28 protein-coding genes and 7 pseudogenes are annotated in these 25,115 nt (G+C 69.3%); 14 read left to right on the forward strand and 21 right to left on the reverse strand.

All coding sequences use genetic code 11. The annotated features are described in order from the left end of the window. The first annotated feature begins 735 nt into the window (after window positions 1-735). Window positions 736-1,127, forward strand: a pseudogene (locus ACFY8U_RS05825) (ATP-binding protein). Window positions 1,128-1,150: 23 nt separating this feature from the next. On the opposite strand, the gene ACFY8U_RS05830 reads toward ACFY8U_RS05825, so the two are convergent. The 4 genes and pseudogenes from ACFY8U_RS05830 to ACFY8U_RS05845 form a co-directional block, all read right to left on the reverse strand. Continuing rightward, window positions 1,151-1,324 carry a hypothetical protein gene (locus tag ACFY8U_RS05830; protein ID WP_389566205.1) on the reverse strand — a complete coding sequence of 58 codons (174 nt, stop codon included), beginning with the start codon at window positions 1,322-1,324 and terminating at the stop codon, window positions 1,151-1,153. Window positions 1,325-1,350: 26 nt separating this feature from the next. Next, window positions 1,351-1,708: pseudogene (locus tag ACFY8U_RS05835) on the reverse strand (PRC-barrel domain-containing protein). A 790-nt stretch (window positions 1,709-2,498) separates the two neighbouring features. Then, window positions 2,499-2,726: a hypothetical protein gene (locus ACFY8U_RS05840; RefSeq protein WP_389566208.1), complete on the reverse strand. Its 228-nt coding sequence runs from the start codon at window positions 2,724-2,726 to the stop codon at window positions 2,499-2,501. Continuing rightward, the gene (locus ACFY8U_RS05845) at window positions 2,723-2,899 is read right to left on the reverse strand and encodes a hypothetical protein (protein ID WP_389566210.1); all 177 of its coding nucleotides are present in this window, start codon (window positions 2,897-2,899) and stop codon (window positions 2,723-2,725) included. The genes ACFY8U_RS05840 and ACFY8U_RS05845 overlap by 4 nt, the downstream gene beginning before the upstream one ends. Before the next feature lie 562 nt (window positions 2,900-3,461). Here ACFY8U_RS05845 and ACFY8U_RS05850 point away from each other — a divergent pair. Further along, window positions 3,462-3,710 carry a hypothetical protein gene (locus ACFY8U_RS05850; protein ID WP_389566213.1) on the forward strand — a complete coding sequence of 83 codons (249 nt, stop codon included), beginning with the start codon at window positions 3,462-3,464 and terminating at the stop codon, window positions 3,708-3,710. A gap of 50 nt (window positions 3,711-3,760) precedes the next feature. Here the strand turns inward: ACFY8U_RS05850 and ACFY8U_RS05855 are convergent, their stop codons facing one another. From ACFY8U_RS05855 to ACFY8U_RS05875, 5 genes and pseudogenes are all read right to left on the reverse strand, one after another. Further along, a complete protein-coding gene (locus ACFY8U_RS05855; RefSeq protein WP_389566215.1) occupies window positions 3,761-3,982 on the reverse strand; it encodes a hypothetical protein in 222 nt (73 codons plus the stop codon). A 51-nt stretch (window positions 3,983-4,033) separates the two neighbouring features. After that, window positions 4,034-4,302, reverse strand: a pseudogene (locus ACFY8U_RS05860) (hypothetical protein). A 190-nt stretch (window positions 4,303-4,492) separates the two neighbouring features. Then, window positions 4,493-4,870, reverse strand: coding sequence for a hypothetical protein (locus ACFY8U_RS05865; protein WP_389566217.1), 378 nt, complete (start codon window positions 4,868-4,870; stop codon window positions 4,493-4,495). A gap of 130 nt (window positions 4,871-5,000) precedes the next feature. Continuing rightward, window positions 5,001-5,483, reverse strand: a pseudogene (locus tag ACFY8U_RS05870) (ATP-dependent DNA ligase); the annotation flags it as partial. A gap of 45 nt (window positions 5,484-5,528) precedes the next feature. Then, the gene (locus ACFY8U_RS05875; protein ID WP_389566218.1) at window positions 5,529-5,723 is read right to left on the reverse strand and encodes a hypothetical protein; all 195 of its coding nucleotides are present in this window, start codon (window positions 5,721-5,723) and stop codon (window positions 5,529-5,531) included. Window positions 5,724-6,002: 279 nt separating this feature from the next. Between ACFY8U_RS05875 and ACFY8U_RS05880 the strand changes: the two genes are divergently transcribed. Further along, a complete protein-coding gene (locus ACFY8U_RS05880) occupies window positions 6,003-6,236 on the forward strand; it encodes a DUF6207 family protein (protein WP_389566221.1) in 234 nt (77 codons plus the stop codon). A 342-nt stretch (window positions 6,237-6,578) separates the two neighbouring features. On the opposite strand, the gene ACFY8U_RS05885 is transcribed toward ACFY8U_RS05880, so the two are convergent. The 3 genes from ACFY8U_RS05885 to ACFY8U_RS05895 form a co-directional block, all read right to left on the reverse strand. After that, window positions 6,579-7,583: an NADP-dependent oxidoreductase gene (locus tag ACFY8U_RS05885; RefSeq protein WP_389568205.1), complete on the reverse strand. Its 1,005-nt coding sequence runs from the start codon at window positions 7,581-7,583 to the stop codon at window positions 6,579-6,581. 69 nt (window positions 7,584-7,652) lie between these two features. Beyond that, complete coding sequence (locus ACFY8U_RS05890) at window positions 7,653-8,078, reverse strand: hypothetical protein (protein WP_389566224.1); 426 nt, start codon at window positions 8,076-8,078, stop codon at window positions 7,653-7,655. Window positions 8,079-8,138: 60 nt separating this feature from the next. Continuing rightward, window positions 8,139-8,831, reverse strand: coding sequence for an SDR family oxidoreductase (locus tag ACFY8U_RS05895; protein ID WP_389566227.1), 693 nt, complete (start codon window positions 8,829-8,831; stop codon window positions 8,139-8,141). A gap of 124 nt (window positions 8,832-8,955) precedes the next feature. On the opposite strand from ACFY8U_RS05895, the gene ACFY8U_RS05900 reads away from it, so the two are divergent. Beyond that, window positions 8,956-9,549: a TetR/AcrR family transcriptional regulator gene (locus tag ACFY8U_RS05900; RefSeq protein WP_389566230.1), complete on the forward strand. Its 594-nt coding sequence runs from the start codon at window positions 8,956-8,958 to the stop codon at window positions 9,547-9,549. A gap of 153 nt (window positions 9,550-9,702) precedes the next feature. Continuing rightward, window positions 9,703-9,870: a hypothetical protein gene (locus ACFY8U_RS05905; protein WP_389566233.1), complete on the forward strand. Its 168-nt coding sequence runs from the start codon at window positions 9,703-9,705 to the stop codon at window positions 9,868-9,870. Between the two features lie 477 nt (window positions 9,871-10,347). On the opposite strand, the pseudogene ACFY8U_RS05910 reads toward ACFY8U_RS05905, so the two are convergent. The 3 genes and pseudogenes from ACFY8U_RS05910 to ACFY8U_RS05920 form a co-directional block, all read right to left on the reverse strand. Then, window positions 10,348-10,694, reverse strand: a pseudogene (locus tag ACFY8U_RS05910) (hypothetical protein). A gap of 919 nt (window positions 10,695-11,613) precedes the next feature. After that, window positions 11,614-12,033, reverse strand: a pseudogene (locus tag ACFY8U_RS05915) (relaxase domain-containing protein); the annotation flags it as partial. Window positions 12,034-12,165: 132 nt separating this feature from the next. Next, complete coding sequence (locus ACFY8U_RS05920; RefSeq protein ID WP_389566236.1) at window positions 12,166-12,597, reverse strand: hypothetical protein; 432 nt, start codon at window positions 12,595-12,597, stop codon at window positions 12,166-12,168. 275 nt (window positions 12,598-12,872) lie between these two features. Here ACFY8U_RS05920 and ACFY8U_RS05925 point away from each other — a divergent pair, with 275 nt between their 5' ends. Next, window positions 12,873-13,100 (forward strand): hypothetical protein, encoded by a 228-nt coding sequence (locus ACFY8U_RS05925; RefSeq protein WP_389566238.1) that lies wholly within the window; start codon window positions 12,873-12,875, stop codon window positions 13,098-13,100. Window positions 13,101-13,169: 69 nt separating this feature from the next. Continuing rightward, window positions 13,170-14,021 carry an SDR family oxidoreductase gene (locus tag ACFY8U_RS05930; protein WP_389566241.1) on the forward strand — a complete coding sequence of 284 codons (852 nt, stop codon included), beginning with the start codon at window positions 13,170-13,172 and terminating at the stop codon, window positions 14,019-14,021. A gap of 85 nt (window positions 14,022-14,106) precedes the next feature. Here ACFY8U_RS05930 and ACFY8U_RS05935 read toward each other — a convergent pair whose 3' ends face one another. Together ACFY8U_RS05935 and ACFY8U_RS05940 are read right to left on the reverse strand one after the other, a co-directional pair. Beyond that, entirely contained in the window at window positions 14,107-14,694 is a 588-nt protein-coding gene (locus tag ACFY8U_RS05935; RefSeq protein WP_389566244.1) for a hypothetical protein, read from the reverse strand. Window positions 14,695-15,058: 364 nt separating this feature from the next. Further along, window positions 15,059-15,745, reverse strand: coding sequence for a CPBP family intramembrane glutamic endopeptidase (locus tag ACFY8U_RS05940; RefSeq protein WP_389566247.1), 687 nt, complete (start codon window positions 15,743-15,745; stop codon window positions 15,059-15,061). 1,614 nt (window positions 15,746-17,359) lie between these two features. Between ACFY8U_RS05940 and ACFY8U_RS05945 the strand changes: the two genes are divergently transcribed. Beyond that, window positions 17,360-17,761 carry a hypothetical protein gene (locus tag ACFY8U_RS05945; protein WP_389566250.1) on the forward strand — a complete coding sequence of 134 codons (402 nt, stop codon included), beginning with the start codon at window positions 17,360-17,362 and terminating at the stop codon, window positions 17,759-17,761. A gap of 86 nt (window positions 17,762-17,847) precedes the next feature. On the opposite strand, the gene ACFY8U_RS05950 is transcribed toward ACFY8U_RS05945, so the two are convergent. From ACFY8U_RS05950 to ACFY8U_RS05960, 3 genes are all read right to left on the reverse strand, one after another. Beyond that, window positions 17,848-18,126, reverse strand: coding sequence for a hypothetical protein (locus ACFY8U_RS05950; RefSeq protein WP_389566253.1), 279 nt, complete (start codon window positions 18,124-18,126; stop codon window positions 17,848-17,850). 497 nt (window positions 18,127-18,623) lie between these two features. After that, window positions 18,624-18,824 (reverse strand): hypothetical protein, encoded by a 201-nt coding sequence (locus tag ACFY8U_RS05955; RefSeq protein ID WP_389566256.1) that lies wholly within the window; start codon window positions 18,822-18,824, stop codon window positions 18,624-18,626. A gap of 51 nt (window positions 18,825-18,875) precedes the next feature. Then, window positions 18,876-19,076 carry a hypothetical protein gene (locus ACFY8U_RS05960; protein WP_389566258.1) on the reverse strand — a complete coding sequence of 67 codons (201 nt, stop codon included), beginning with the start codon at window positions 19,074-19,076 and terminating at the stop codon, window positions 18,876-18,878. Between the two features lie 221 nt (window positions 19,077-19,297). Between ACFY8U_RS05960 and ACFY8U_RS05965 the strand changes: the two are divergent. The 6 genes and pseudogenes from ACFY8U_RS05965 to ACFY8U_RS05990 all read left to right on the forward strand — a co-directional run. Beyond that, a pseudogene (locus ACFY8U_RS05965) lies at window positions 19,298-19,588 on the forward strand (Ku protein); the annotation flags it as partial. A 61-nt stretch (window positions 19,589-19,649) separates the two neighbouring features. Beyond that, window positions 19,650-20,063 (forward strand): hypothetical protein, encoded by a 414-nt coding sequence (locus ACFY8U_RS05970; protein WP_389568330.1) that lies wholly within the window; start codon window positions 19,650-19,652, stop codon window positions 20,061-20,063. Between the two features lie 186 nt (window positions 20,064-20,249). Next, window positions 20,250-20,552: a cupin domain-containing protein gene (locus ACFY8U_RS05975; RefSeq protein ID WP_389566261.1), complete on the forward strand. Its 303-nt coding sequence runs from the start codon at window positions 20,250-20,252 to the stop codon at window positions 20,550-20,552. Between the two features lie 253 nt (window positions 20,553-20,805). Continuing rightward, window positions 20,806-21,324 carry a HEAT repeat domain-containing protein gene (locus ACFY8U_RS05980; protein WP_389566264.1) on the forward strand — a complete coding sequence of 173 codons (519 nt, stop codon included), beginning with the start codon at window positions 20,806-20,808 and terminating at the stop codon, window positions 21,322-21,324. Window positions 21,325-21,652: 328 nt separating this feature from the next. Further along, window positions 21,653-23,248 (forward strand): ISL3 family transposase, encoded by a 1,596-nt coding sequence (locus ACFY8U_RS05985; protein ID WP_389566267.1) that lies wholly within the window; start codon window positions 21,653-21,655, stop codon window positions 23,246-23,248. Between the two features lie 217 nt (window positions 23,249-23,465). After that, window positions 23,466-23,975: a hypothetical protein gene (locus tag ACFY8U_RS05990; RefSeq protein WP_389566270.1), complete on the forward strand. Its 510-nt coding sequence runs from the start codon at window positions 23,466-23,468 to the stop codon at window positions 23,973-23,975. 514 nt (window positions 23,976-24,489) lie between these two features. On the opposite strand, the gene ACFY8U_RS05995 is transcribed toward ACFY8U_RS05990, so the two are convergent. After that, window positions 24,490-25,071 carry a TetR/AcrR family transcriptional regulator gene (locus ACFY8U_RS05995; protein WP_389566272.1) on the reverse strand — a complete coding sequence of 194 codons (582 nt, stop codon included), beginning with the start codon at window positions 25,069-25,071 and terminating at the stop codon, window positions 24,490-24,492. Window positions 25,072-25,115: the final 44 nt, after the last annotated feature.

Here is a 25,115-nt window from a genome sequence, read left to right on the forward strand (position 1 = left end):
GTCGGGGGTGCGGGGATCGCGGTTGCTTGACCGGAGACCACCTCACTATCGATGTCCTGCGGTACCCGGGCTCACGACTTCCGCCCGGGCGATCCTGATGGTGCTTCGTTCCTCCGTTCTTCCCTCGTGATCAACTACGTACCAAACGGGAACTTCCTACTGCTGGTACTGCTCTACTGCGTACTGCTGGTGATGCGAACCGCCTAAGTGGCCTGACAGCGCCACTCTTCGGCAGCCAGCCCCGTCGCCCGTCCTGCGTCTGCACTGGCTTAGAACCCCACTGCCGAACCTCCCGGTGCGCGCGTCCGCAGCCGACGCCTTCACCGAGGTACCGCTGACTTCACTGCTGGGTACTGCCACTACGGTGGCGGCCCCTGATCACCGCGGGCCACCCGGTCCGGTCGTCAGTCACGTCGCCGTCCTGCAAAAAGGCTGGCTTCGAAACTCCACCACCGCACCGTCCTGCGACTCCAACTACCTGTACTGCGGGTACTGCTGCCCGGCAGTTCATCTCTGCCGGGCCCCGCGATCTCTCTGAGCTACGAGAGAAACCATAACCACACCACTACCCAATGTCTACTCCGGCCAACATAGATTTTCATGTGTTCGGCAGAGAGGTAATCGCCGTCGAACAGTGATGGGTGCCGGGATGAGCCGGGTTAACGGGCCGCAGCCGGGGCACAAGCCCCGGGCAGACAGGACCGGACGTCGACGATCCAGAGACCGGGTGCCCTGATGGACACGACGAGCGTCAACGTCGCAACCCTCCGCTCGGCGACATCCGTAGCCGGCGCACGCGACAGCGCCCGGGAATTCCTCGAAGGTCTCCTACCGGCTCTCGCACCCGAGGCCGCCGACACGGTGGTCCTGGTCGTCTCCGAGCTCGTCACCAACGCCGTGCGCCACGGCGGCGGCACCTGCACCCTGGACCTGACCGCACACCAGGACAGCATCGAGGTAGCCGTGCACGACCCCAGCCCACAGGCGCCGCGCATGCGCACCCCCGACCTGAACGGCGGGGCACCGGAGGCTTCGGCTGGCCCCTGGTCAACCGGCTCGCCCGCGCCACCGCCGTGACCCGCCAGGCGGCCGGGGGCAAGACCGTGAGCGCCCTACTCCCCAGGTAGAGCCAAGACACAGGCGCGGCCGGTCAACGGAGCGTTCGGCGGTGGCTGCCGGAGCGCCGCACGTGCATCCCCAGGTAGACCAAGGCGGCGACGAACACCACGACGCCGATGGCCAGCAGGTAGAACAGCCCTTCGGCAACGGTGCCGATGATGCCCAGGACGATCGCCGCGATGACGAGGACCAGGAACAGCGTCATGGGTCAGGCCTCCTAGATGAGACCAGTCAACGGCGGGCGAGCCGTCGCTCGCCGTTCGCGCCGGGCTGGTAGGGCATGCCGTAGTGCGCGAAGACCGCGGCCTCGCCCCCGGCGGGCAGGACGTCGTCCGTGCCGATCGCCGGGCACTTCTTCACCAGCGACTCCTCAAAGTCGACCTTCACGTAGCCCGGCCCCACGATCGCGCCACGGCCAGCGGAACGAAGACCAGCTGGCGGCGGGTGGGCGGCCCGACCGAACCGTGGCCATGGACGGCTCGTTGCGGCTGGTGTCCACATAGACGGCCTTCAGCACGCCGATCCTGTGGCCACCCACATCGACAACGTCATGGGTCCGCCACCCACGGATATCCGCGATTCGAATCATCACAGGTCCCCTTCGCACGGCGACGTACCCGACCGGTGCACTTCTCAGCCTGCCTCCCGACGCCTGCCCGCACCAGGCGGCGCAGGAGCAGCGTGGCCGCCGGTCTGGCGGGCTGTGAGAGCCAAAGCAGCTGCATGAGCAGCATCCTCGCAGGAGGTGGAAGGCACTTTGTGTTGACGCGGAACGTGTCCTCGTGGCGGTGCGGGCGTTGTGCTGTGTGACGCGTGCACTGGTTTGGACCCCCACGTCGGGCCGGTGCAGTCCGCGGCCCCCGATTCCGCGCTCTGGCGTCGGGGCCGCGTCAACAGCTCCCTGGTTCCCCCCGGCGGGCCGTGCGGTCGACAACCCTGGTCTCCGTCGGGACCAGGGCTTCGTGTTGCCGGGCGCCGTCCCGTGCGCCCTGAGCTGCATGGTGAGGGGGCTGCCGGACCGGTGGGCCCAACCACGGTGTGCCGGTCCGGCAGCCCGGAATCGCGGCGCCGGGGAGCGCCTGCGGTTCCTTGGGGGTTCGGTACGGGAGCCGGTGGGGGCCGTGCCCGCACTGCGCGGTCAGCGTCCCGGCCAGGGATAGCGACGGGCCAGGAGCGCCCACGCCTCATCCGGCCGACCGGGCACGAGACGGCCATCCGTCTCCCACCGCCGGGCCAGCTCGGTGAAAATCGGCTCCAGGTCCGGGCGGGGAACCGTTTCCTCGCTCCCACGCTGCGCACCGATGACAGGAGTGGGCCGCACCGTCGCGGACGTGGTGGTCATGCGGGGTACAACGCCGCCCGGCCGGCGGGGTCACCCCTCAACGGTGGGCGGAATGGTTGAGAGCGGTGCGGGCGGTGTCCGCGTCGAGCAGAATCGCGAACTCGCTGAAGGCGATGCCCATCACGTCGTCAGGGGTGGGCTGGTGCCCCTCGGGGGCACGACGTGCGGCAAGCTGGGCCGCGCCACGGGCCACGATGGCTTCGCGCTCCGCGTCGTCGAGGCTGTCGTCGTGCAGCGCGGACAGAACCTGCCGCCACAGCGTCACCGCCCGCTCCCGTCTCTGGGCACGGGTACCTCGGCAGCCGACTCGCCGATGACGGTGTCGGTGTCGGTGTCATCCAGCACGCCCGGCTCGGGCCAGCGGCCGAACGGGCCCTTCTGGCCAGGCAGCGCACCCAGGGCCGGTGCGCCCTCGATGCGGTGGGGTCCGTATGTCATGCGGACATGTTGCCCTCTGCCGGGCCCGGAATGCGCCCGACTGGCGGGGAGGCCGTCCGCTTGTCCGCGCTGGGCAACTGGGTTGCCAACCGCTCCCGGGGAGGGCACGAGTAGACGGTAGGTCTCCGACTCCCTTACTGGCGTTCGACTCGCTAGAGGACTTCGGCAGCGCAAGGCCCGGACCAGGTGTCCGGGCATTCGTCGTGCCCGGGATCTTTCTCACGGTCGCTGCTGTACGGGTGCCGGCTTCCGGCCCTACGGGGTGAAGGAGCCGTGCCCGCCAGGACGAGACGCAAGCACCTGAGTCCTGTGACTGTCCCGCCCGCCATGTCGAACTCACGCCGGAGGCAGTACCGATGACCACCCGCCAGACACCAGGGGCAACCACGCGCCGATCGCCGCTACGCTGAACACGCCCACCCTGGGCCGGGCCGAGCCCCCACAGGGACGCTCTCAGGCAGAGGGCCGCAGCAGGACCGCCGACCGCGCGGCGCACACCCCCGCGGACGACACCACGCGAGTGTCCGCCGTCTCTGCTCCTCCGCCTTCTAGGAGAATCCCGATGTCTCGGGACCAGCACTCCCCCGCATCCGCACACCCTGATCCACCCAGCACGCCCGGATCGGCCCCCGAAGGGAAGCCGGCGCTCCTGTCGCAGCGCACCGCGCTGATCCTCTTCATAGCCGTCGGCGTCGGCATCGGCTTCGGCGTGCTGACCTTCTTCGCCGAGAAGTCCTACCCCAAGGCTGTCCTCGCCGGTGTCCTCGCTGCCGCGGGCTGCACGGTAGGGCTGCACGACCTGATCGACTAGCCGACGGGGTCGGGCAGGAACTCCCTCTCCGACCCCGCGACTTTCGGAAGTCAGGCGGCGTGGAACTCGTGGGCGGGGCCGCCGCGCCACTCCACCCACTGCGGGTCGTCCATGGCCTCGGGTTCGGCGACGCCAGCGCCCTCGAGGAACACGACCAGATCGTGGTCGCTGTAGGCGGTGCCGAGGATCTCGTCCCGGCCGTGGCTGTGCACGGTGACTCTCCGGCCGCCTGAGAGCGAGGGCCGGTGCACGACGATCGGCGCGCTGCTCACGTCTCCCAGCGTGCCCCGGGCCGGTTCGGTGGGCGAGTCGGCCAGGGGCGGTCAGGGAGCGTCGCCGGTCCAGTCCCTGCGGTCCAGGTCACCGGGGCGCGGGCCATACAAGCCCGGCCGCCGGCGCCGAACTGCCCCAGCTCGGTGGAGAGCGCGACGCCGGCGTCGACTTCGTCGGGCGTCCAGCCGGTGATGTCGAGCAACAGGCCGTCCAGTGGGCCGCCGACCAGTTCGGCGTAGCGCCGGTCGGGTCGGGGGCCGGGGTAATCGTGGTCGGCGCCGTAGACCCGGCCGCGCAGCAACTCCTCATCCCTGTCCATGCGTCCCAGCCTCCCAGCCGCCACCGACAAGGCGGGCTTACCCAGGGTCGCCTTGGGCTTGCCCAACTGGTCCCGGTCATGAAGTTGCATGGATCGGTCACGTGGCCGATGGCCGACGACCGATCGGTCAAAGCGCAGCTCATGGCGCTGACCGTCGCCATATCCCGGCTCTGACAGGGACAAGCCTCGCTCATCCGGCCGCTGGTGCCGCGCCTTCCCCGAACGGCGGGACGTCGGCCACCGTGACGTCCAGGCACAGCCGTACGAAGCGCAGCGAGTGGCGCCAGGCGCCCCAATCGACCGCGGTGTCCGCGCTGATCTCCGCGACGAGCTCCGGGACCACGAGGATCGGGACGAGGGATTCGCGGCTGCCCCAGGTGGCGGTGAACCGTACGCCGGTCCACGGGTGGTCGGCGCCGGCGGCGGTGAGGTGGTCGGCAAGCTGGCGGGCCGCGTCCGGCTTCAGAGGCGTGGTGCGGCCGACCGCGCGCAGCCGGCCGTCTTGGTCGTAGCGTCCGAGAACGAGCAGCTGCGGCCGTTGGAGTGTGCCGGTGATGCCGCCGATCACGGTTTCGGTTGTCTCCCGCCGTCTGACCTTGAACCACCCTCTGGCTCCAGGCAGATATCTCTGTCCGATGCCCTTTCATGACCAGACCCTCAACGCCTTGGACTTCTGTCCAAGACGTCAGCCATTCCTGGGCGACGACCGGGTCGGTGGTCATCGGGCAGAGCGTCCGCGGCGGCGTCAAACCGCGCTCGCGGAACAAGCCCTCCAACACGGCGCGACGGCGCTCGTACGGTTCGGCGAGCAGCTCCTGACCGTCGATCTGAAGGACGTCGAAAGCGATGAAGTGCGCGGGCATCGCGTCGGCCAACTGCTGGACGGTACGGTCGCCGGAGGAGGCGAGGCGCTGGAGCGCCTCGAAAGAGAGCCTGTCTCCCGACCACACGACCACTTCGCCATCGAGGACCAGGCCGTACGGGAGCTGGCGCGCGGCCGCCAAGAGGTCGGGGAAGTGCCGCTGGATCAGTGAGCCGCGACGCGTCTGGAGCAGCGGCGGGCCGCCCGGCTCGGACGGGGTGAACAGCAAACACCGGTAGCCGTCGAACTTCGCCTCGAACGCCAGGCCACCGGGCAGGACGCCTGCTGCGGGGACGGTCTCACGAGCTTGGGCGAGCATCGGTTCCACAGGAGGCTTCAGCACCACGGCGTGCCCCGGCCCGGGTCAGCCGAGGTAGTTCTCGGGATGCGCTGGCTTCTGCAGCATCCAGAATTCGCCCGAGCAGCCCGAAGGCAGGGGCGGGAAGCGGTGCCCCTTCACGTCGGTGCTCCAGTGGTGTTCGCCGCCGCAGTCACACTCGTAGATCCCGCTGGCAGGCACGATCTCACCGGGATGCCACGACGTCTTCTCCTCGCTCATGGCCTTCTGTCTACGACGGCGCTCCGCACTGCGCGACCCGGGCGCCACGCTGCCGGGATTTCGCCGGGCCCGCGCTCTCGGGGTAGCGCGGACCCCGGCGAGAGAGGCAGCAGACTTGGCGGTCCTTTCCTGTCAGCGGGCAGCAGCCTGCCCTCCCTGTCTACGGGCCCGGCCGTACCGACGCGACCGCCAGCGCCCAGCCGCCTACGGCGATCACTCGTCCGGGCGTTCACGCGGCCGCCGACGAATCGCAGGCCACGCTGTGTCGTCGCAAGGAGCATGCGCATCAACGAGCAGCACATCGCCGAACCTGGGCTGGTGGTCCTGGACGTCACCGCCACCGACGAGGACACCATCCGCGCGGTGATGGATGGCCTCCAGCAGCAGTGGGCCACCTCTGGCGTCACGCCGGTATGGCGTATGCCGGGAGAGGCGGGTGTCAGGGCGCGGGTGTACGCGGACATCCGACGTCTCTCGGGCAGGGCCTGGTCGTACTCCTGGCGCTCGTTGTAGATGAGACTGAGCACGATCGGTGTCGTCATCCTTCCGTCCCGACCTGCCCTCTCGTGAAGCTCTGAGCGCGACATCTGTCGCCGAATTCGCATCGTTGCTGACTTGATCCGCGCTCTTCGCAGGCAAGTTGCCGTCCGGACCGTGCTGCCGGTAGGCGACGCCCACGCCGTGCACGGACACGGCGCGGGTCGGCGCGTTCCTGTACGACGACGGGGTGGGCGTGGGGGAGCTGGACGGTGCGTTCGTGATCGGGTCCTGGTGTGGGAGAAAGGAGCGTGGGGCGGGATCTTCTCGTTGTGGAGGGCGGCGTTCTCGGCGTACGGCAGGGCCGTTGCCCTGGGTTCACGTCATGGAGACGACGACCTTGCCGGCCTTCGCGCGGCCATTCTCGACGTACTCCATGGCCTGAAGGGTCTCATCGAAGGGGAAGACCTGGTCGACGACGGGGCGGATCTTCCCGGCGTCGATGAGGGGGGTGAGTTCGCGCAGCTGGTCGCCACTGGCCTTCATGAACAGGAAGGAGTACGTGACACCGAGACGCTTGGCGTGGCGCCGGGTCTTGGCGCTGAGCGCGGCGATGCCCAGGCGGAGCACCAGGTTCGAGCCGAGTTCGCGGGCGGTGGCCGGGTCGGGCGGGCCCGCCACGGAGATGGCCAGGCCGCCGGGCTTGAGGATGCGCAGGGACTTGGCGAGGTTCTCGCCGCCGAGGGAGTCCAGGACGAGGTCGTATCCGGTGAGGAGTTCGGAGAAGTCCTGGGTGCGGTAGTCGATGACCTCGTCCGCGCCGAGGTCCTTGACGAGGCCGACCTTGGCGGTGCTCGCGGTGGCGGCCACGTGCGCGCCCAGTGCCTTGGCCAGTTGGATGGTGATGGATCCCAGGCCGCCGGCGCCCGCGTGGATGAGGACCTTCTGGCCCGGCTGGACGTTCGCCCGCTCGACCAGGGCCTGCCAGGCGGTCAGCGCGACCAGGGGGAGGGAGGCGGCCTCGGTCATGGTGAGCGTGGCGGGCTTGGGCGCCAGGTCGTCCTGGTGGACGGCGAGGAGTTCGGCGAAGGTGCCGATGCGGTCCTTGTCGGGCCGCGCCCAGACCTCGTCGCCCACCGCGAAGCGGGTGACGGACGATCCGACGCGGACGACGGTCCCGGCGAGGTCGTTGCCCAGGATGAGCGGGAGACGGTAGGGCAGGATCTGCTTGAGGTCACCGTCGCGGATCTTCATGTCCAGTGGGTTGACACTCGCCGCGTCGATCCTGACCAGGACGTCGTCGGCGCCCACCTGGGGGTCGGGTATCTCGGCGGCACGCATGTTGGACGCGTCGCCGTACTTCTCGACCATGAAGGCCTTCATCGTCATCTCCGTTCGTGTGGTCTCCCGTCCAAGCGGGAGGGGTGTTCTGCCCGTGAGGGTTTTGTCTCGTTACGAGACAGTTTGTGGTGTCTTCTGGTCCGCGCGCTCCGCGTCGGCACGGCAGTGGCCAGTGCCTGGTCCGCGTGTTTCCGGGCTCAGGCCACCGGCACGACCGGGGCGATGACCGCTGCCCGCGTCGCCGCCCTGGAGGCGGCCCAGCGAGCCCGTGACGCCCTCGTGCGGTACGCCGAGCGGCATGGCGCTGACCTTGTCGAGGCACGCGTACTGCTCGTCGGTGAGCTGGACGTCGAGGGCTGCGAGGTGGCTGTCGGCGCCGTCGAGGAAGGTGCCGCCGGCCTCGGCGAACCGGTCGAAGATCCGGCGGGCCTCGTGGGGCTCGGCGCCGGCGCCCCAGCCGGTGCCGAAGTTCGCGGTGCCGAGCGCGTACTCGGAGACGCGTAGTCCGGTCCTGTGGCCGAAGGCCGTGTAACGCATGAGAAGTCCTTGCGTAAGGGGGCCCGGAAGGCCGTCGTGCCGTGGTGGAGGGGGTGAGCGTCAGCCCGCGTTCGGCTGGGGCGCCGCGGACAGGCTCTGCTTGACGTACCTGCTGGTCTCGTCGGCGAGGATCTCGGGCAGGCCGGTCTCGATGCCGTGAAGGGCCTGGGCCGCGACGTCGGCGGCGGCGACCTTCTGATCGGCGGGCACGCCGGCGGCCATGTCGGTGTCCATGTAGCCGACGTGCAGCGCCGAGACGGTGATCCCGCGGGGCACCAGTTCCTCACGAGTCGCGTCGCTCAGCGCCCAGGCGGCGGCCTTGGAGGCCGCGTAGGAACCGAGTCCTGCCGGGTGGAACCAGGACAGGGCGGACAGGACGTTGAGTACGGCGCCGCCGCCGTTGCCCTCGATGACGGGAGCGAAGGCCCGTGTGGCGACGAGCGGGCCGAAGAAGTTGGTCTCCATCTCACGACGTACCTCGTCCAGGTCGCCGCCGACCAGCGTCGCGCCGGTGGAGACGCCCGCGTTGTTGATCAGAAGCGTCGCGTCCGACGCGATGCGGGCGGCCTCCCGTATCGACTCCTGGTCCGTCACGTCGAGGCGCAGTGGGCGGGCGCCCGGCAGGTCGACCGTCTCGGGACGGCGGGCCGCCGCGTAGACCTTGGCGCCATGCTCCACGAGCTGGGCGGCCAGGTGCCGCCCGAGGCCCCGGTTGGCGCCGGTGACCACCGCGACCGCGTTCTTGAGTTCCATGCTCGCTCCAGTCCTCGCAGGCGCCGTCGGAGCACCCGCGTCAATTAGATTGCAACCACAATCTAAACACGTGACTAGGATAGATGCCAATCGACATCCAAACTGGTTCGTGCAGGAGGTGGCCATGGGCCGCGTATCGCAGGCGCAGGCGGAGGAAAATCGCAGGCGGGTGGTGGACACCGCGTCGCGGCTGTTCCGGGAGCAGGGCACCCACGTCAGCGTCGCCGATCTCATGAAGGCGGCCGGCCTCACCCACGGTGCCTTCTACAAGCAGTTCGCCTCCAAGGAAGCGCTCGTCGATGAGGTCACCGCCCACGCCTTCGATGAGATCGCACGGCGCAATGCGGCCGGGCTCGAGCGGCACGACGGGCAGCGGGATGCCGCTCAGCGGGCCCTGATCGACGCCTACCTCTCCGTCGAACACCGTGACAACGCGGCGGACGGCTGCCCGGTCGCGGCTCTCGCCATCGATATCGCGCGCGGACCCGAAGGCCGCGAGGCGCGCCGTACCTACGCGGAGGGCGTGGCCGACTTCGCCGCGTTCCTCGCCCCCGCCGAGGCCGTCGCGGGCGGCGAGGGCGTCGGGGGTGGCGAGGGCGGCCTCGCCCGGCTGTGCACCCTGGTCGGTGCTCTGGTCCTGTCCCGGGCCACCCAGGGCTCCCCGCTCTCCGAGGAGATCCTCGCCGCCGCGCACGCGGCCCTGACGGAAGCCGGCTGACCGGGGGCCCGGCATCGGGCGCCGCGCGGCGTGTGTGCACCGGCCGCACCCGCGAGGTGACGCGGGGTACGAGGCTTCCGTGCTCGCGGCCTGATCGGTCTGGCGTAGTTCCGTGCTCCCTACGGCAGTTGTCGTGCAAATGCGACACCTATCATGCTCAGGCTCACTTTCCCGCCGGGCATCGCCCAGACCATCGTCCGCTTCACCGAGAACATCCTCACCGAGGAGCACGGCGACGTCGCCGACGTCCTGCGCCAGCTGGAGGCCGCGGGAATGAAGCAGGCGATGGAGGCGCACCCGGCGCACCGCACCACCGCGTAGCCGCACCTCCGGGACAGCGGTGGTGCGGTCCACCGGCATCGCCGCACCGCACCGGGCGCGCGCCACAGCCAGGCGGGCTCCTCTATCACACACCCCCTTGACCGCAACCTGATCGCAAGCCGAAACCGGCGATGTCAAGAAAAACGTCGCGGTAGCAGAGCTGGACAAGGGGGTGTAGCGGAGCCGGACAAGGGGGTCGCGCGCGTCCGGCCACACCCGGACAAAGGGTCGGCCGACGGCGCGCGCGAGAGTGCCGTGCATCGTCGGAGTGGTGCGGTGCAGGACGCGGTGGCGCACCATCGCGGTGCGCACCACGGTGGAGTCCATCGTCGTCCGGCGCACCGGAGGGGGCTCCACTCGGTGGAGCCCACTCGGGTGGAGCCCACTGAGTGGACCCCACTGGATGTTCTGCATCCGGTGGCGATGCCGACATCGGGTGGACTCCACTATGTGGACGGTGCCCGGGATCGTCACTCGTCACCACAGCCAGGCGTTGGAGTGCCGCACCGGGACAGGGCGCGGGCCTCGCGGCGCGCGGCCGAGCTGCCGATCCCGTTCTGCCGGGAGCGGGGCCGGCGCGCGTTCCCCGCGGCGGGGCGGCGCTTCCCGGCTTCCTGGAGTCGCTTCCGCTGCTTGCGCAGCTCCGCCTTCTTCGCCGCCTTCGACTTCGGCTTCCGCGGGCGCTTCCAGATCGGCTGCCACCCCACGGGCCCGTCGACTTCGGGCTCCTGGGCCTCGTCGAGCGCGGCGGCCATCTGCTCGCGGGCGGCACGGGCGCGGGCGAGGGCTTCGTCGGGGTTGGGGCGTTCTTCCGGGGTGCTCACGTGACTCCTCCTGTGGTTCGGCCCGGTGTGTGCCGGGTTGCTGGGTTTGCGGCTGCTGGGCCGTCGCCGGGGTGGGCTGTGGGCGGGGGCCGTGGGCGGCTTCGCGCGCCCGCTGGCTGTCCTGGAGCGTGGCGGCCACCTTCGCTGCGGCGGCTTCGAAGGTCTGGCGCGTCTGTTCCACCCTGTCGACGCCGGTCTCCGGCTCCAGGAGGCGGCCGTTCTTCGGGCCGGTGCGGAACGGCCGCGGGTGCGACCTCGAGGCGGCGGGCACGGCGACGGCGTACGGGCGGGGGCGGGAGCCCAGGCGCTCCGTACAGCTCGTGTGGACCCGGGCGGCCAGGGCGTCGGCGGCGAGGCGAGCTCGCTCGTACGGCGTGGCGGTCCGCTTGCGGGTCAGCGGGCGCAGCACGGCCTGGTCCTCGGTGTCGCCCGGGTACAGGGCGCGCAGGTCGGCAGGCATCCTCCGGCCGCGCCCGACGGGGCGGGTGTAGTCATCGACGGCCGTCTGCACGATTCGTTCGTCCAGACCGGGCTGGTGGGGTCGGCCGCGCAGGACGTAGGAGAGGTGGCGGCGTGCTTCGGCGAGCAGGTGGTGGCGCGCGAAGGCGCCGCGCATCACGTACACCACGGCGGCGCCGTCGACGGCGGCCAGCGCGATGTCGACCACCGGCCGCACCCGGGCCCACACGGCCGCGGCCGCAGTCCGCCGACAGGTTGCCCCACTTACCGTCGTGCGGCCGCCGGGCGCGGATCGACACGACCGCGTGAGCGTGAAGCAGCGGTCTCGATTCCGTGGCCCTGGGACTCGTAGTGCCGGAAGACCGCGACAATCAGCCCGTCCTTGACCCGGGCCCGCTGCTCCGCCGGCCTTCCAGCGGATCTCCGCGACCGACTCCTCCAGCCACGCCAGCGTCTTGTCGCGGGCGATGTCGTCGCACAGCTCCAGCACGAGGCGGTGCTTGTCGTCCCTCAGGGCCCACGCGATGTGTGCCGTCGGCGGGGGCCGGAACACGAGGTCGAAGGCCAGCCAGGGGGTGCGCTCCTTGGCCTTGTCGGTCTTCGGGGAGCGGTTGTGCTCGATGGGCCTGCCCAGCACGGTCGCCCGCCTCGCCTGGTCCGGGCTCCTGCCCTGCGCCAGGAGCTCGCGCTCGATCCGGTCGGCGTCCGGGTGCCGGCCCTCCCCTAGGAGCAGCTCGGCCTGCCGCTCGCTCACTACGTCCCCGGCCGTCAGGCCGAGCGCGGCCAGGCCCCGGCCCTTCCACACGCCGGGCGGGACACCGGCCTCGTCCTGGGCGACGCGCAGCGGCGTGCCCGCCCGGCGGTGGCCGTCGCCGACCATCACGCCACGGAAGAGGTAGCACCACCCGTCCCCCGGGCGGACCTCCGCTGTGCTGATCACCGACCCATGGAACCCCGACGCTGACCTGCGTAGAAGCGTGATCCGGAGTGCTTCCCGCCGGGCGGGAGGGCATCACCAGACGGCTGTTTGGAGGGCGACGGCCTCGGCGAAGTCGGCGTACGCGGGCTCGAAGGTCCGGGCGGCGACGAGGAACATCGAGCGGTCCGTCAGGGCCCGGGCGAGGCGGGCAGGGTCCTCGGGCAGGCGGCGGGCGAGCGCCACGCCTTCGTCGAAGTACGGCTTGAGCCGCTGCGCGAACCGATAGGGGCGGTTGCCTTCGCGGAGGATCACGCGGATGGTGATTCTGCGCTGGACATCCACCAGTTCGGGCAGTCGGCCAGCCCTGTGCAGTCGCGCCGCCTCCGTGCCGAGCCCTGGCAGGGCGCCGAGAAAGGCATCCCGCGTGTCGCTCGACCATCCGAGGTCGGTGCCGAACGGCGGCATCGGGGACTCGGCACTCGCAGCCGGCTCGTCGGCCCGCCCTGACAGGGCGAACAGGGTCACCCCACCACACGAGGATGCAGCTCCAGTTCTTCTGCTCGCCCGTCGTCGCCAGCTCCTCCAGGACGGTCAGGGCCTCCCGCCGAGTGGCGTCGGCGTCCGCCCGGCTCCCGGTGGTCTCGCGCATCCGGGAGAGGTGCACCAGCTCCCAGGTGAGGATGGCCAGCGCCGTGCGCCCCTCGGCGGCCTCGCGCCGGGTCTGATCAAGGAGCTTGCCGAAGACGGCCATTGCCTCGTCGTGCAGGCCGGCGCCCTCCAGGTTCGCCGCCCACTCGACCATGTTCCAGAAGGAGTGCTCCAGTACGCCGTTCCGGGCTGCCTTCTCGTTGAGCTCCGCGGCCTCCCGGAACGGCGACCGGTTCATGTCCCTGGCCAAGAAGCAGCGGCCGGCGGAGGGGCTCTACGAGCGACACGGCTTCATCGTGGTCGAGCGAACGGGCGGTCTGCGCAACGACGAGCGCGAGCCAGACGTGCGTTACCTCTGGCAGCCCCCACCGGCACGCTGACCGTGAAGGCGGTCACCCGAACTCCCGGGTGGCCGCCTTCATCGTCGCGGGCCGGTCTACGGTGTCGCAATGACAGTTCTGATCGTTGGCGGCAGCGGCTTTCTTGGGACTGAGCTGATCCGGCAGGCGAGAACAGCGGGGCAAACGACCGTCGCGACGTACGCGACCAAGCCCGGCGCCGCCTCCCCTACCGCGTGGTGCCACCTTGACCTGCGGGACGCAGAAAGTCTGGACGCCGTCGTGTCCGACGTGCGCCCGCAGCTCGTTCTCAACGCGTCGAGCGGATCGGCCGATTGGGCGACAACGGCAGACGGCCCCATCCGGCTCGCGATGGTGGCGGCGAGGCACGGAATCCGCATGGTCCACGTGTCCAGTGACGCGGTGTTCTCCGGTGCGCGAGTCCACTACGACGAGTCGAGCCTCCCCGACCCCGTCACTCCCTACGGCGCGGCCAAGGCCGCGGCAGAGACCGGGGTCCTCGCCGTACATCCGCAGGCCGTGGTCGCCCGGACATCGCTGATTATCGGTCACGGGCGGTCGGTGCACGAGAAGATGGTGCACGAACTCTCCGATGGCACCCGCGACGGCGTCCTGTTCACCGACGACATCCGCTGCCCCGTGCACGTCACCGACCTGGCCGCCGCCCTTCTGGAACTGACGGCCGCCGACGCGGCCGGCGTCCACCACCTCGCAGGCCGCGATGCTGTGAGCCGTCACGAGCTAGGCATCCTCATCGCCCAGCGGGACGGGCTCGATGCCTCCCGGCTGCCCTCCGGCCTGCGGGCCGACAGCACGCTCCCCGGCGCTCTCGACGTGCGCCTCGACAGCCGGGCGACCCAGCAGGGTCTGCGCACCACACTTCGCGGCGCTCGGCAGTTCCTGCATCGCACTGGCGCAACAGCCCAGCCTGTAGGCCCATGACGGAGCCGGCCAGGACCAATGAGGACTGGCCGCTCCCCTGTTCACGCAGGCGCAGGGGAAGGCCAGGGCATCTGCCAGTTGATCGTCAGTTCACCCCCGCCGTAGTCGTAGCGGCGGTATTCCGGAGGTGCCTCGGGCCCGAGGCGCTGCTCTCTACGAGCTCGGCCAGCGCGTCGGCAGACTCGGAGGTCAGCCGATAGAAGCCCTGGAGGCTGACCGAGCGCTCCAGGCGGCCGTCCACCACGTACTTCAGACTGCGTGTCTTGCCCCGGCCGTTGCGCCAGGTGAGCGTCGACAGCAGGTCACGGGGTATCTGCGTGTCGAAGCGCACGGGTGTCGCATCCACGTGCACCGCAGTGGCACCGCACCCTCCGGCGCCGAGCATTGACCAGTCATCGTGCCCGGGAAACGACGGATCCTGCCACGATGCCGGAGCAGTGCCGCAGCAGCCGTGCCGCTCCATGTCGATCACCCGCATCCGGGACACCACGAACACCTCGCACCGGTTGACATGCAGGGCGTACACCTCGTCGCCAGCGCGGGCACCCGACCAGGTGGGCAGGGACTGGTGAACGCCGGAGTAGGCGACCGGCGGCCGCTCGCCCACACGGCCGGCCTTGCGCAGGGCACGGCACGTGTCGTGGGTCCACAGAACGGTGAAGGCATCAGACATGCGGTGATCATAGGAGCGCCGGCTGACACCGACACAGCTCGACGCGATCCTCGCGGACGCCGCCCAAGCGAGGTTCGTCATGTCCTGCGAGGAGCGGACAGCCGGCCTTGGCAGGCTCCTTCAGCTCTGGCCCGGGTGGCTGGCGAGGGCCTCTCGGCGTGAAGTCGGTGATCGCCCGGCGGGGCGCGTTCGCAACGATTCGGGTAAGCGCACCCTAGACGTCCGCTCTTCGTGCAGGAGGAGAGGCTGGATTCGCAGTACTTCCGAGACCACCTCCCGCGGGAGGATGCCTCAGGCCGAGCGCTCGACCCAGCGCACGGTGCCGCATGGAGCGCTCACGGCACAAGGAGGGCCTGGGAGGGCGTTACGCCCACCACCGCCCCGCAGCCCAGCCCAACGCGTACCCCGTGCTGTTCACCGCGTAATGCAATGCCATGGGCGGAATCAGGCTCTCTGATCGGCGGCGCAGTTCGCAGAGCAGGACCCCGGCAAGGGCAGTGCCGACGACGCCCGTCACAACCGACAGAGCCACGCCGGCGGGGCCGGTGCCGAAAAGAGCCTCGAACGCCGCGTTGGCGCGAGTCAACCCGCGTGAGGGCAGGACATGCCAGAGGCCGAAGAGCACGGAGGAGAGAGCCGTCGCCCAGATGTGGCCCCACCGCCGTTCCAACATCGCCCACAACACGCCGCGGAAGGCGATCTCCTCCAGCAGCACTGTGCCGAGCGGCACGCGTACCAGGACGCGGTACAGCAACTCGCCGACGGTCAGATCTGCGGCACGCTGGTCCTGGAAGACGTCCCGAGTGAACGGCATGGCGAGCACCGCCAGGTACACCGTGACGACTGCCACCACCAGGATCAGCCCCCATCGCAGTCCGCGGCGGGCGGAGGCCCTGCCGAGCCCCAGATCGTCCGCTGTCAGTCCGGAGAGCCGCGCGATCACGACGAGGAGGACCGCCGTGGTGACGCAGACCGGCACGTAGAAGCCGGGGGCCAACCGGTTGTTGACCGCGTTTACGGCTGCAAGCACCGAGACGACCAGGATCAGCATCCACATGGCTCCCACGATCGCCGACAGCTCCCGCCGGAGGGCCCTGCAACGCGCCCGCTCCTCTGCTGTGAAGAGGCTTCCACGTCATGGCCGGGGACGGTTGACGAGGCACGGAACGTCTCAATCAGCTCGTAGAAGACGTCCTCGTCCCAGACTGTCAGGGTCATGGGGGCCGCAACCTCGGAATGCCCAGGCGTCGTTCGATCAGAGCGGAGGCGTCGGGGAGATCGTCCGGCCCATTGACGCATGTGTGACCGAGTTTCCTTCGCGCTGCTACGAACCCGGATTCGGACCAGAGAGTCGAGTCCTTCACCACGACCCCACCCACGGATCCACAAGGCGAGGCCGCGCAAGGCCGCACAGCCCTGTGGCTCGCTCCCCAGGACCTTCGCAGGTTCACGGTCCGGTGCAGGCGCCGCGACAGAAGGACCTGCTCATCGGCCAGGAGGTGGATGCGCGGGCCCTTCTGTGGAGTTACCAGGTGAGGGTCCGGCCTTGTGCGGTGACCGTGACGGGTTGCCTTCTCGATGGCGGGCTTCCCGGCTGTGTGCCAGCGGCGGAGCTGTGCCTCCACGGCGTCCCACAGAAAATCCGGACCGTCCTGGTGGGTGATCCAGCGCCCCGATTCCGCGTAGACGGCGGCCCACGATCCGGAGACGACGTCGATCAGGACGTGCTAGCTGCGACCGTCCCGGCTGAGGGTGAGGCGCTGGGCGTCGGGGGCGGCGAACTGGGCGATGAAGCGGGACGTCCAATCGTCCAGGACGTGGCACGATGGCCTCGGCCTTGCAGGTACGGGCAGGGCCGGTACTCCTCAAGCGAGTCCTCCTCGCTGCGTGACCGATGTCGGTGGCTCCTGGAACCATGCCGCCGTTCGAAACAGCGACCGCACGCGAAGGGGCGGTTCTGGCGTTGAGGCTTCGGCACTCACCACAGAAGTTGAGCCAGATCCCGAGAATGGGAGGCACCTGTGGACCCTCCCGTCGACCGGGCGGAGGTAGGTGTCTTGCTGGGCCACGCTCCGACGTCAGCGCGCCCCGTAGCGTGGTCATATGTTCGATCGCTTGGAGATCAAGGCGTTGCCGCCGGGACCACGGTTCCCTGCCCAGGTGCGGTTCTGGGTCAACGGTGAGGACGTGGTCGGAGCGGCGGTCGGCGAAGGCGGGGCGGATCGTACGCGGCTGATGCGCTGCCGGCCGACCGACCCAGCCCTCTCCGGGCGACCGGCGAGGTTCGCCGCCTGGAGCTGGGGGAACCCGACTGCACTGGTGGCTGCTGCGGCTTCCTGGCCGTGGCCGTGCGCGGTTCGGGAAGGTCGTGCAGTGGTCGGACTGGGAGGTTCCGTGGGAGGTGAGCCACAGCGCCATGCCCTACCCGCCGCCTGAGCTCCACTTCGAAGCCAGTCAGTACGACGCCGAAGTGGCTCGCGCTGAGGCGGACCGCTGGTGGCAGCTGTACTCGTAGCCCAGCACGGGGCGCCTCCGCTCGGCCGCGAATTCTTACGGGCCCGTGTCCTTGCTCAACGGGGAACGCTCACTGCACTGCTTCCGCATTCGTGAACAGCGAGCAGGCCCTGTTCTCATAGGCAGAGCCAGTGTTCGAGATGATGGGGCGGTGACTCTTCGATACTTCAATCAGACCGGCTGGACCGCGATCTTCAGTGGCACCGACACTGAGACCGGCCGCATGGTGCGTGTAGAGGGCTGGGACCAGGAGACCGGGGCAGCTCTGGTCGTCGATGCCAAGCGTGGCGCCTTGCGTCCTGTGACGGACTACGAGGACTTTTCCCACTTGGAGAGAGCCGACCAGGTCGTGGCCGCGGTGGCTGGCGGAGGCTGGCAGGTGCACTGGAAGGACGAGGGCCCGGGGGGAACGCCGTTGACGGAACAGGTGCTGGCCTGGCTCATCACCTCGCAGGGGCGGGCGACGGCCATCACGGTCGACGCCCAGGGGCATGTCGAGGACGCTGATAGCGCCGACGCCTTCATCCCGCCGGGTGAAGACCCGGTGTGCTGATCGCTGGCGGTCAGGACACATCGTTCTTCCGCTCGATGGCCTTCCTGCGGTTCTTCAGCCGGCCTTCACTCACCCGTCGGCCTGAACTACGCCACGGGGACCTGCCGGATCCGCCCGACCCACGACTCGGATGTCTGGGAGGACCATGCAACGTCGATATCGACACCATGAAGACTGCGGGTGAGGTCTGCAAGGAGGGCGCAGACCGCCGCCTGCACATCCTCAACGGCTGCGTCAGAAGGCATGGCAACCTTCCCGCACCCACCGCTCGAATCTTCGGCAATGAACGTGTAGGGCCACACGTCCTGTCCCCCCAGCAGGGTGATCTCCCTTGGGATGCCGAAGGGGGGCCGCTTCTTCTTCATCTTGGGTTGTCTGGCCACGGTGCTATCCAACCTGACGGCTCTCAATGCCAGGTGCTCGGCATCCGCCCTGCATCACGGGCATCCAATGACAACCCCCTGTCTCGCAGGCGCAGACACCGTCATGTCGTCCGACAACAGCCCAGCATGAACCGCCCGGCCGGCTGGGGGCATGCTGGGAGAGCCGGCCCGCGATTCCGAGGCCGCTTCTGGAAGAGCCCGGCATCAGGCGGGTCTATGCAGGGACCTGCGAATACTGCTGTGTCCCTGGGCTGCCGCGCACCTCTAGTGACTGAGTCCGGCGTCCGCGGGCCGAGATCGGCGGCCCTCGGTGTGGGCGTGCGGCCCGGCTGTACGCGGGGGGGGATGGTGGCGCCACACGCACCGGCCGTGATGGACAACTCAACCGGCTGATCACGGCGTGACGCTGGCGGCCCACCTACTGCCTCGGCGTCGCCCGCCCCTCGCCCCCGTCCCGCGCTTAGGACGGGGGCGGGGGATCAGGCGCCGTCGAGGGCGTGGAGGGCGGCTGCCATGTAGGCATGCCGGGCGTCCTCGACAGCCTCTCCCTCGATGCGGCCCGCATGACAGTTCCCCACAGCCTTCAGGTAGAGGTGGGCCGTTTCGCTCACGGAATCCGGCCCTTCAAGGGCGACCGCGCTCTCAGTGCTGGCCATCCTGCCCATCGTGTCCTCGTTCATCGTCAGATCGGCGATCTGGGCGGCCTCCAGGAAGTCGAGGTAGACCTGACGTCACCGTTCGCCGGCCCGTGCGCGACGTTGTTCGTCCAGCGTGGCCTGGACGGTGGCAATCAACGCGGCCGCCTGCGCCTGCCCTGCAGTCTCGGCCGCGGCCGCTTGTCGGTGGCCGGCCTTCCACGCGAAGAACCCGGTCGTGATGCTGCCCAGGATGGCCGACCCAGCGGCGATCAGGGCGATCCCCCACTCACTCATACGGCGGATACTGCCATGAGGCCCGACCGGCTCCGGAGCCGGTCGGGGTTTTCACCAGGTGCCGGTCCGGGCTTACTTCTCGGGTCGGTGCCTCCACGTAATCCACGTGCCCCACGCGGCGATCAGGGTGGCGGCGGCGCCCACCAGAGTGGCGCCGGCGGCGATGCGGTCGGTGGTGGAGTCGAGCACGGTGGCCCCCTTGTTGTGTTCGGAGCGCCGGAGTGGCGCCGAGCGGCGAAGAGCTGACCGAAGCCGACATCGGCAAGGGCTACGAGATCGCGAAGGATCAGGTCATCCCGATCACCGACCAGGATCTCGCCGACATGCCCCTGCCCACGGCGAAGGCGATCGAGATCGTCGCCTTCGTGCCGTGGGAGTCGATCGTCCCCCGCCACATCGGAGAGTCGTCCTATTACGTCACCGCAGACGGCCAGGTCGCGGCCAAGCCGTACACCCTCCTGCGCCAGGCCCTGTGCCGGAACGAGAAGGTGGCCGTCGCGAAGTTCGCACTCCGCGGCCGCGATCGACTCGGCCTCCTGCGCCCCTACGGCGACGCGCTGCTCCTCCACGCCCATGCGCTGCGACGACGAAGTCAGAGACCCCGGCGAGCCCGCCCCGGACACCGTGGAGCTGACCGCCAAGGAGCTCGCAGGGGCCATGGCCCTCCCGGAGGCCCTGTCCGTGGACCGCCTCGACGAGCTGGAGCTGACCGACCAGTACCGCAACCCCCTGGTCGAGGTGATCGCCGCCAAGGCCGAACACCGCGCACCGGCCGCCCCCGAAGGCGCGGAGGGCGCGCCGGCCGGGCAGGTCGTGGATCTCATGGCCGCGCTGGAGGAGTCGGTGGCCAAGGCGAAGGCTTCCCGCGGCGAGGAAGAGCACGCGACCGTGCACGAGATGCCCAAGCCGAAGAAGAAGGCCCCGGCGAGGAAGGCGGCCGCCGAGAAGGCGACGGCGAAGAAGACGATGCGGCGTAGGTCAGCCTGAGGCGGAGGGCTGGCCTGAACTGCTCGAACGCCGTGCGCGCGCTGCTGTACTGCGCTTATGGCAGATCAGAAGTTGTGCGCAGTGGTTCGGAGCGGGCAGTACCAGGGGGTCCAGGGCGGGTTGTTTGGGGCAGGCATCAGCGCGCAGTCCGTGGGGGCTGAGCGGTTGTGTCTGCATCGGTTGGTGATGACCGCTGGCAGCCGGGGCCGCCCTAACCTTCACGAGGGTCACGAGTCGGCCATCTTCATCCAGTCCGGCCAGGTAGAGGTGTGGCACGGCGAGGACCTGGCCGAGCATGTCGTGCTGCGTGCGGGTGACTACATCCACATCCCGGCCGACACTCCGCACATGCCGGTGAGCACAGGTGACGAGGACATGGTGTGCCTGGTCGCGCGGACCGACCCCAACGAACAGGAAGGCATCCGGCTGCTCGACCTGCCGGCCTGGCTGGAGAGCCGGGTCGGCCCCCTGCCCGTCGGAGCCGGCTGAGCCGCACGCCTCGCAGTCGATGAACGTCAGTCGAGGATGCCGAGCTCCTGCTGACCTTCCACCCCTTCGGTGGGGGCGCCGCGGTCCAGATCACGCCAGCCGTGGCTCTGTTCGCGAGAACGGGAGTCGTGTGTCGATGAGCTCAGAAGGCGCCCTGGACGATGTTCACGAGTTCGGGAGGCACCGCTGAGAATGATCTTGCTAGGGTCCTCCCAAGAACTGGGACGTTCAACGCATGGGAGGTGATCAGGTGATGACCCCAGAGGAACGGGACCTGATCATGGGCCTGGGGGTCGCACCGTGCTCGCCCCCGACGCGCACGCTCGACGAGGTGCTCGCCCACTTCGGCGAGTCCGACGGTGGGGCCCTGGCGCTCCGGCTGCTTCGGGACGCCATGGAGCGCCAGGACGCCGACGACGTCGCGATGGCGTTGATCGTCCATGCCACCGCCAACGCCTCGGGCGAAGAGTTCCTGGAGCCGTTGATCGAGCTGTTCCCTGCCGACTGGCACAGGGAATACGAGGACATCGTGTCCATGCTGGGCAGGCTCCGCTCGCCCAAGACGGTGCCGACGCTGGTCTTGGCGACTCGCTGGGTTCCTGAGTACCTGGACTGGGACGAGAACCGGGCGCTCGCGGTGAAGGCGATCTGGGCTCTCGGCGCCATTGCCGGCCCGGAGGCCCGGGAAGCCCTCGAGGGCTTGCGCGACGACGAGAACGAGATCATCCGTGAGAACGCGCTGAGGCAGCTCGCACGCCGCGGCGAGCTCTGACCGCGGAGGCGTAGCCATTCATCCGGAACACCCGGCCCATTTTCCTCCGCCAGTCGCTCCCATCAAGATCAATCTTGCCAGGAATTCCTGTACCTCAACTACTCAGGGGATGTCGCTCGAACCACCCATCGGGCCGTGAGTGACTCCCGAACTCGGCTCTGGCACAGATCTTGGGGAGCCGTCGCGGAGCGTTACCTCGATGTTCGATTGCGAGGGACTGGCTCGTGCGAGACGGCGTACGCCTTGGCGTCTCGCAGTCGGAAGTGACGCTCCCTCAGGTGCATTCCGTCCGCTCCTCTGGTCGGCTGTGGACGGTGATGGTGCTGCCATGCAGACCGACGCACCGTTCTGGGACTCGCTGGTGTTCGAGGGGATCGACGAGGTGGATGTCGAGGCGGTTACGGCCGCGTTCGGCACGGTCGAGGTGGCGGCGAGAGGTCGCGCGGCCGCGGCGGCGTGTCCGGACTGCGGCCGCTTCTCGGATCGAGTCCACGACCGTTACCAGCGCAGGCTGAAGGACCTTCCGCTCGCTGAGCAGGGCTTTGTGATCCGGCTGACGGTCCGGCGCTTCATCTGCGGGTCGGCGGACTGCCCGCGCCGCACGTTCGCTGAGCCGTTCTCCCGGCTGGCCGCCCCGTACGCACGGTTCACCACGCGACTCAACCACGCCCTGGAGCGAGTGGGGCTCGCGCTGGCCGGGCGGGCCGGCGCCCGACTGGCCGCCCAACTGGGCTTCGGCGCGGGACGGATGACCTTGTTACGCAGGATCATGGCGCTGCCCGATCCGCGATTCAGTACTCCACGGGTGCTGGGCGTGGACGACTTCGCGATCCGTCGCGGCCAGACCTACTCCACCGTCTTGACCAGCGTCGAAGACCATTGCGTGGTCGATATCCTCCCGACGCGTGAAGCCGGGCCGCTGGCCGCCTGGCTGATCCGCCACCCCGGTGTGGAGATCATCTGCCGGGACCGGGCAGGCGCCTATGCCGAGGGCGCCCGGCGCGGAGCCCCCGACGCTCTGCAAGTCGCTGACCGCTTTCACCTGTGGCAGGGCCTCGGCCGGGCCGTGGAGACCGGCGTCGCCGCCCACCGCGACTGCCTGCGCAATCCGTCGCCCAGCGGCATGCTGCTGCAGGGCACCCGACCAACTCCCGGTCGGCCGCCGGACGACTCGGACCCCGTCGGTCGGCGGGCCGAGCGCAAGAAGGCCGCACACGCCCTGGTCCACGAGATGCTCGCCCAGGGCCACTCACGCCGGGCGATCGCCCGGCACCTGGGCTGGGGCCTCAACACCGTGCTCCGATACGCGAACGCCGCACGCTGGCAGGACACCATCCGCGAGAACCCGCCCCGGCCCAGCAGGCTAGACCCCTACAAGCCCTACCTCGAACGGCGATTCGCCGAGGGATGCACCAGCGTCACCCGACTGCATGGCGAACTGGTCGCCGAGCACGCCCCGGTCACGTACGGCATGGTCCGCTCCCACATCGCCACCTTGCGCGGAGTTCCTTCCGAGGCGCCGCCCCAGCCGCCGACGGTGCGGCAGGTGACCGGCTGGCTCACCCGCCACCCCACGACCTTGGTCGAGGAAGACCGCGTCGGCCTGAAAAAGGAGGTCCTGGCCCGCTGCCCTGAACTGGACACGGCCGCCGGACACGTCCGCGACTTCGGCGAGATCCTCACCGGCCGCCTCGGCGCCACACTCCCTGCCTGGATCGACGCAGTCGACGCCAGCCGGCTACCCGGCCTCACCGGCTTCGCACTCCACCTGCTCCGAGACCTCGACGCCGTGACAGCCGGGCTCACTCTCGACTGGAGCTCGGGCAGCATCGAGGGGGCCGTCAACCGCATCAAGAAGATCAAGCGGCAGCTCTACCGCCGAGCCGGATTCAAACTTCTCCGCAAGATGATCATGCTCCAGTAATGCTCCGCGATCACTCTCCAAGATCTGCGCCAGAACCGAGAAACGGCAGCATCGGAGTCGGGCAGGCAGTCGTCGTTCGAGATCTGATCACTTGGGGCCTGCGGTACCCAGCTGGACAACTGGGTACGACCGGATCTGAACGGAATGAACGCCAGGCTTCGCCGTAGGTCAGGCCCGGGGCACCGAAGGGGCTACGACGCCTCAATATGCTTATCCCATGACGCATCCTCGTTGGGGACTCCAGTTCCACTGGTGGGCGGTAGATCCGTTCGACCGAGTCGGGTTGTTCTACTCCGCATTCGGACCGGTGCCCTCGGCAGCAAACGCCCATGTGCAGATCCTGGATGAGGCGACAGCCTGGGCCAAGACGCGGCACCCGGAGTGGTTTGATGCGGGGTGTGTGGAATATGACTGTCCTCAGCACTGCGTCATCGAGCTGGCACGGGCGCCGTATCTCTTCACCTGGGACGAGGAGCACGACGATCGCTACAGCCGATACGGCGTGCCAACACAACCGCTCTTGCTGTCCGAGCTGCCTACGGCAGTGGCTGCTGCCGTGGGGCTTATAGAAGTCGACTTCACCTTCGACCAGGCCGCGCGGATCGACCTGGGATACTCCACAGGCCGAGAGGCCATCTCGGCATCGGCGCTCACCCCCTGGACGTACTGCCAACGGCACCCGGATGGACGGGAGCCACACACCATAGGAGAACTTGGCGCCTCGTAGAGTTGTGAGTCTGCTGGCACGCAGTTGGCCGGGGAATTGGCCGCTCTATGCGAGCTCGGGTGCGCCGTGAGTGTGTGACAGGACGATCGTGTAGGCGAATCCAGAACCGATCTCGTCCTCGGGGGAGCGTTCGAGTCGGGCAGCTGCGGTTCGTGACCACCCTCTTAAATCGAACGGCATCGTCACCCTCCGCGACCGCTCCCCAAGATCTGTGCCAGAGCCCCGTTCTCGCCTACAAAGCCACCAGCCGGGACAGCGGCGGCAGTGCGGTACGCGAGCGACCGGACCAGACCTATCCGGCGGCTCGACATTGCTGCGGACTATCTCGTGAGCCGTGCCCATGGAGAACCACCCCCGTGCCTGGGCGTCCGTGAGTTCCTCGGTAGCCCAAGTGGGTGGTTCTACGACCACGTGCTCGACTCTGCCGCCGCCGACGCCCCCGCCCAGGGCTCATCCATCCCAGACCTCTGTACTCCCTGCCGCTTGTGGGCGCGACGTGCCACCAGCATCCCTTTCAAGTCGCCGACGGCACGTCCGGTGTCAGCACGTCGAGTGCGCGGTCGAGGGCGTCGAGAAGTGAGGACTGTTCGGCAGGTGTGTAAAGCATCCGCAGCGCAAGCCCGTCGCTCAGCGCGATGACAGCGTCGGCGGTGGCTCCGGCCTCGGGGCAGCCGACTTTGTCGAGCCATGCCGCGAGGACATCCCTGACGTCGTGGTCGACCTGGCGCCGGATCGCGGCGAGGCGGGGGTGATGAGCCGCCTGCACGGCGAAGGCAAGCTGCGCGGCGGCTTCGGCGCGGCGTTCCTCGTCCAGCGGGAGCGTGGTGAGGATCAGCTCGCGCAACGCCTGGCGCAACGGGAGGCCGGTGTCCACGAGCGCCATGCGCTCCTCGACGCGCTCGCCGGCGAGTTCGGCGGCGAAGACCAGCATCTCCTCCTTGGAGCGGAAGTACTTCTGCACGGCCCCGGCGGACCGGCCGCTGGCCGCGGCCACGGTGCGCACGCTGATCTGGTCCAGGCCGCGCTCGGCGGCGAGCCGCAGCAGTGCGGCGCCAATCTGCCGGCGCTGCTCGGGCCGGTCGACGGTCTTCGGCATGAGCCACCTCCCCTCGTTGAGATACAGTCGTATCCTAACGACGA

It is taken from the genome of Streptomyces sp. NPDC012508, assembly GCF_042902595.1.
Lineage (GTDB): Bacteria > Actinomycetota > Actinomycetes > Streptomycetales > Streptomycetaceae > Streptomyces.

What these genes read in the sequence shown, in the direction of transcription:
- ACFY8U_RS05845 (WP_389566210.1), bottom strand. Translation starts at nt 2,899, where the DNA reads ATGACATACGGACCCCACCGCATCGAGGGCGCACCGGCCCTGGGTGCG.
- ACFY8U_RS05995 (WP_389566272.1), bottom strand. Translation starts at nt 25,071, where the DNA reads ATGCCGAAGACCGTCGACCGGCCCGAGCAGCGCCGGCAGATTGGCGCC.
- ACFY8U_RS05900 (WP_389566230.1), top strand. Translation starts at nt 8,956, where the DNA reads ATGGGCCGCGTATCGCAGGCGCAGGCGGAGGAAAATCGCAGGCGGGTG.
- ACFY8U_RS05960 (WP_389566258.1), bottom strand. Translation starts at nt 19,076, where the DNA reads ATGAGTGAGTGGGGGATCGCCCTGATCGCCGCTGGGTCGGCCATCCTG.
- ACFY8U_RS05975 (WP_389566261.1), top strand. Translation starts at nt 20,250, where the DNA reads ATGACCGCTGGCAGCCGGGGCCGCCCTAACCTTCACGAGGGTCACGAG.
- ACFY8U_RS05905 (WP_389566233.1), top strand. Translation starts at nt 9,703, where the DNA reads ATGCTCAGGCTCACTTTCCCGCCGGGCATCGCCCAGACCATCGTCCGC.
- ACFY8U_RS05880 (WP_389566221.1), top strand. Translation starts at nt 6,003, where the DNA reads ATGCGCATCAACGAGCAGCACATCGCCGAACCTGGGCTGGTGGTCCTG.
- ACFY8U_RS05885 (WP_389568205.1), bottom strand. Translation starts at nt 7,583, where the DNA reads ATGAAGGCCTTCATGGTCGAGAAGTACGGCGACGCGTCCAACATGCGT.
- ACFY8U_RS05940 (WP_389566247.1), bottom strand. Translation starts at nt 15,745, where the DNA reads ATGCTGATCCTGGTCGTCTCGGTGCTTGCAGCCGTAAACGCGGTCAAC.
- ACFY8U_RS05970 (WP_389568330.1), top strand. Translation starts at nt 19,650, where the DNA reads ATGCGCTGCGACGACGAAGTCAGAGACCCCGGCGAGCCCGCCCCGGAC.
- ACFY8U_RS05930 (WP_389566241.1), top strand. Translation starts at nt 13,170, where the DNA reads ATGACAGTTCTGATCGTTGGCGGCAGCGGCTTTCTTGGGACTGAGCTG.
- ACFY8U_RS05895 (WP_389566227.1), bottom strand. Translation starts at nt 8,831, where the DNA reads ATGGAACTCAAGAACGCGGTCGCGGTGGTCACCGGCGCCAACCGGGGC.
- ACFY8U_RS05935 (WP_389566244.1), bottom strand. Translation starts at nt 14,694, where the DNA reads ATGTCTGATGCCTTCACCGTTCTGTGGACCCACGACACGTGCCGTGCC.
- ACFY8U_RS05990 (WP_389566270.1), top strand. Translation starts at nt 23,466, where the DNA reads ATGACGCATCCTCGTTGGGGACTCCAGTTCCACTGGTGGGCGGTAGAT.
- ACFY8U_RS05925 (WP_389566238.1), top strand. Translation starts at nt 12,873, where the DNA reads ATGTTCCAGAAGGAGTGCTCCAGTACGCCGTTCCGGGCTGCCTTCTCG.
- ACFY8U_RS05985 (WP_389566267.1), top strand. Translation starts at nt 21,653, where the DNA reads ATGCAGACCGACGCACCGTTCTGGGACTCGCTGGTGTTCGAGGGGATC.
- ACFY8U_RS05830 (WP_389566205.1), bottom strand. Translation starts at nt 1,324, where the DNA reads ATGACGCTGTTCCTGGTCCTCGTCATCGCGGCGATCGTCCTGGGCATC.
- ACFY8U_RS05955 (WP_389566256.1), bottom strand. Translation starts at nt 18,824, where the DNA reads ATGAACGAGGACACGATGGGCAGGATGGCCAGCACTGAGAGCGCGGTC.
- ACFY8U_RS05850 (WP_389566213.1), top strand. Translation starts at nt 3,462, where the DNA reads ATGTCTCGGGACCAGCACTCCCCCGCATCCGCACACCCTGATCCACCC.
- ACFY8U_RS05980 (WP_389566264.1), top strand. Translation starts at nt 20,806, where the DNA reads ATGACCCCAGAGGAACGGGACCTGATCATGGGCCTGGGGGTCGCACCG.
- ACFY8U_RS05890 (WP_389566224.1), bottom strand. Translation starts at nt 8,078, where the DNA reads ATGCGTTACACGGCCTTCGGCCACAGGACCGGACTACGCGTCTCCGAG.
- ACFY8U_RS05950 (WP_389566253.1), bottom strand. Translation starts at nt 18,126, where the DNA reads ATGAAGAAGAAGCGGCCCCCCTTCGGCATCCCAAGGGAGATCACCCTG.
- ACFY8U_RS05875 (WP_389566218.1), bottom strand. Translation starts at nt 5,723, where the DNA reads ATGAGCGAGGAGAAGACGTCGTGGCATCCCGGTGAGATCGTGCCTGCC.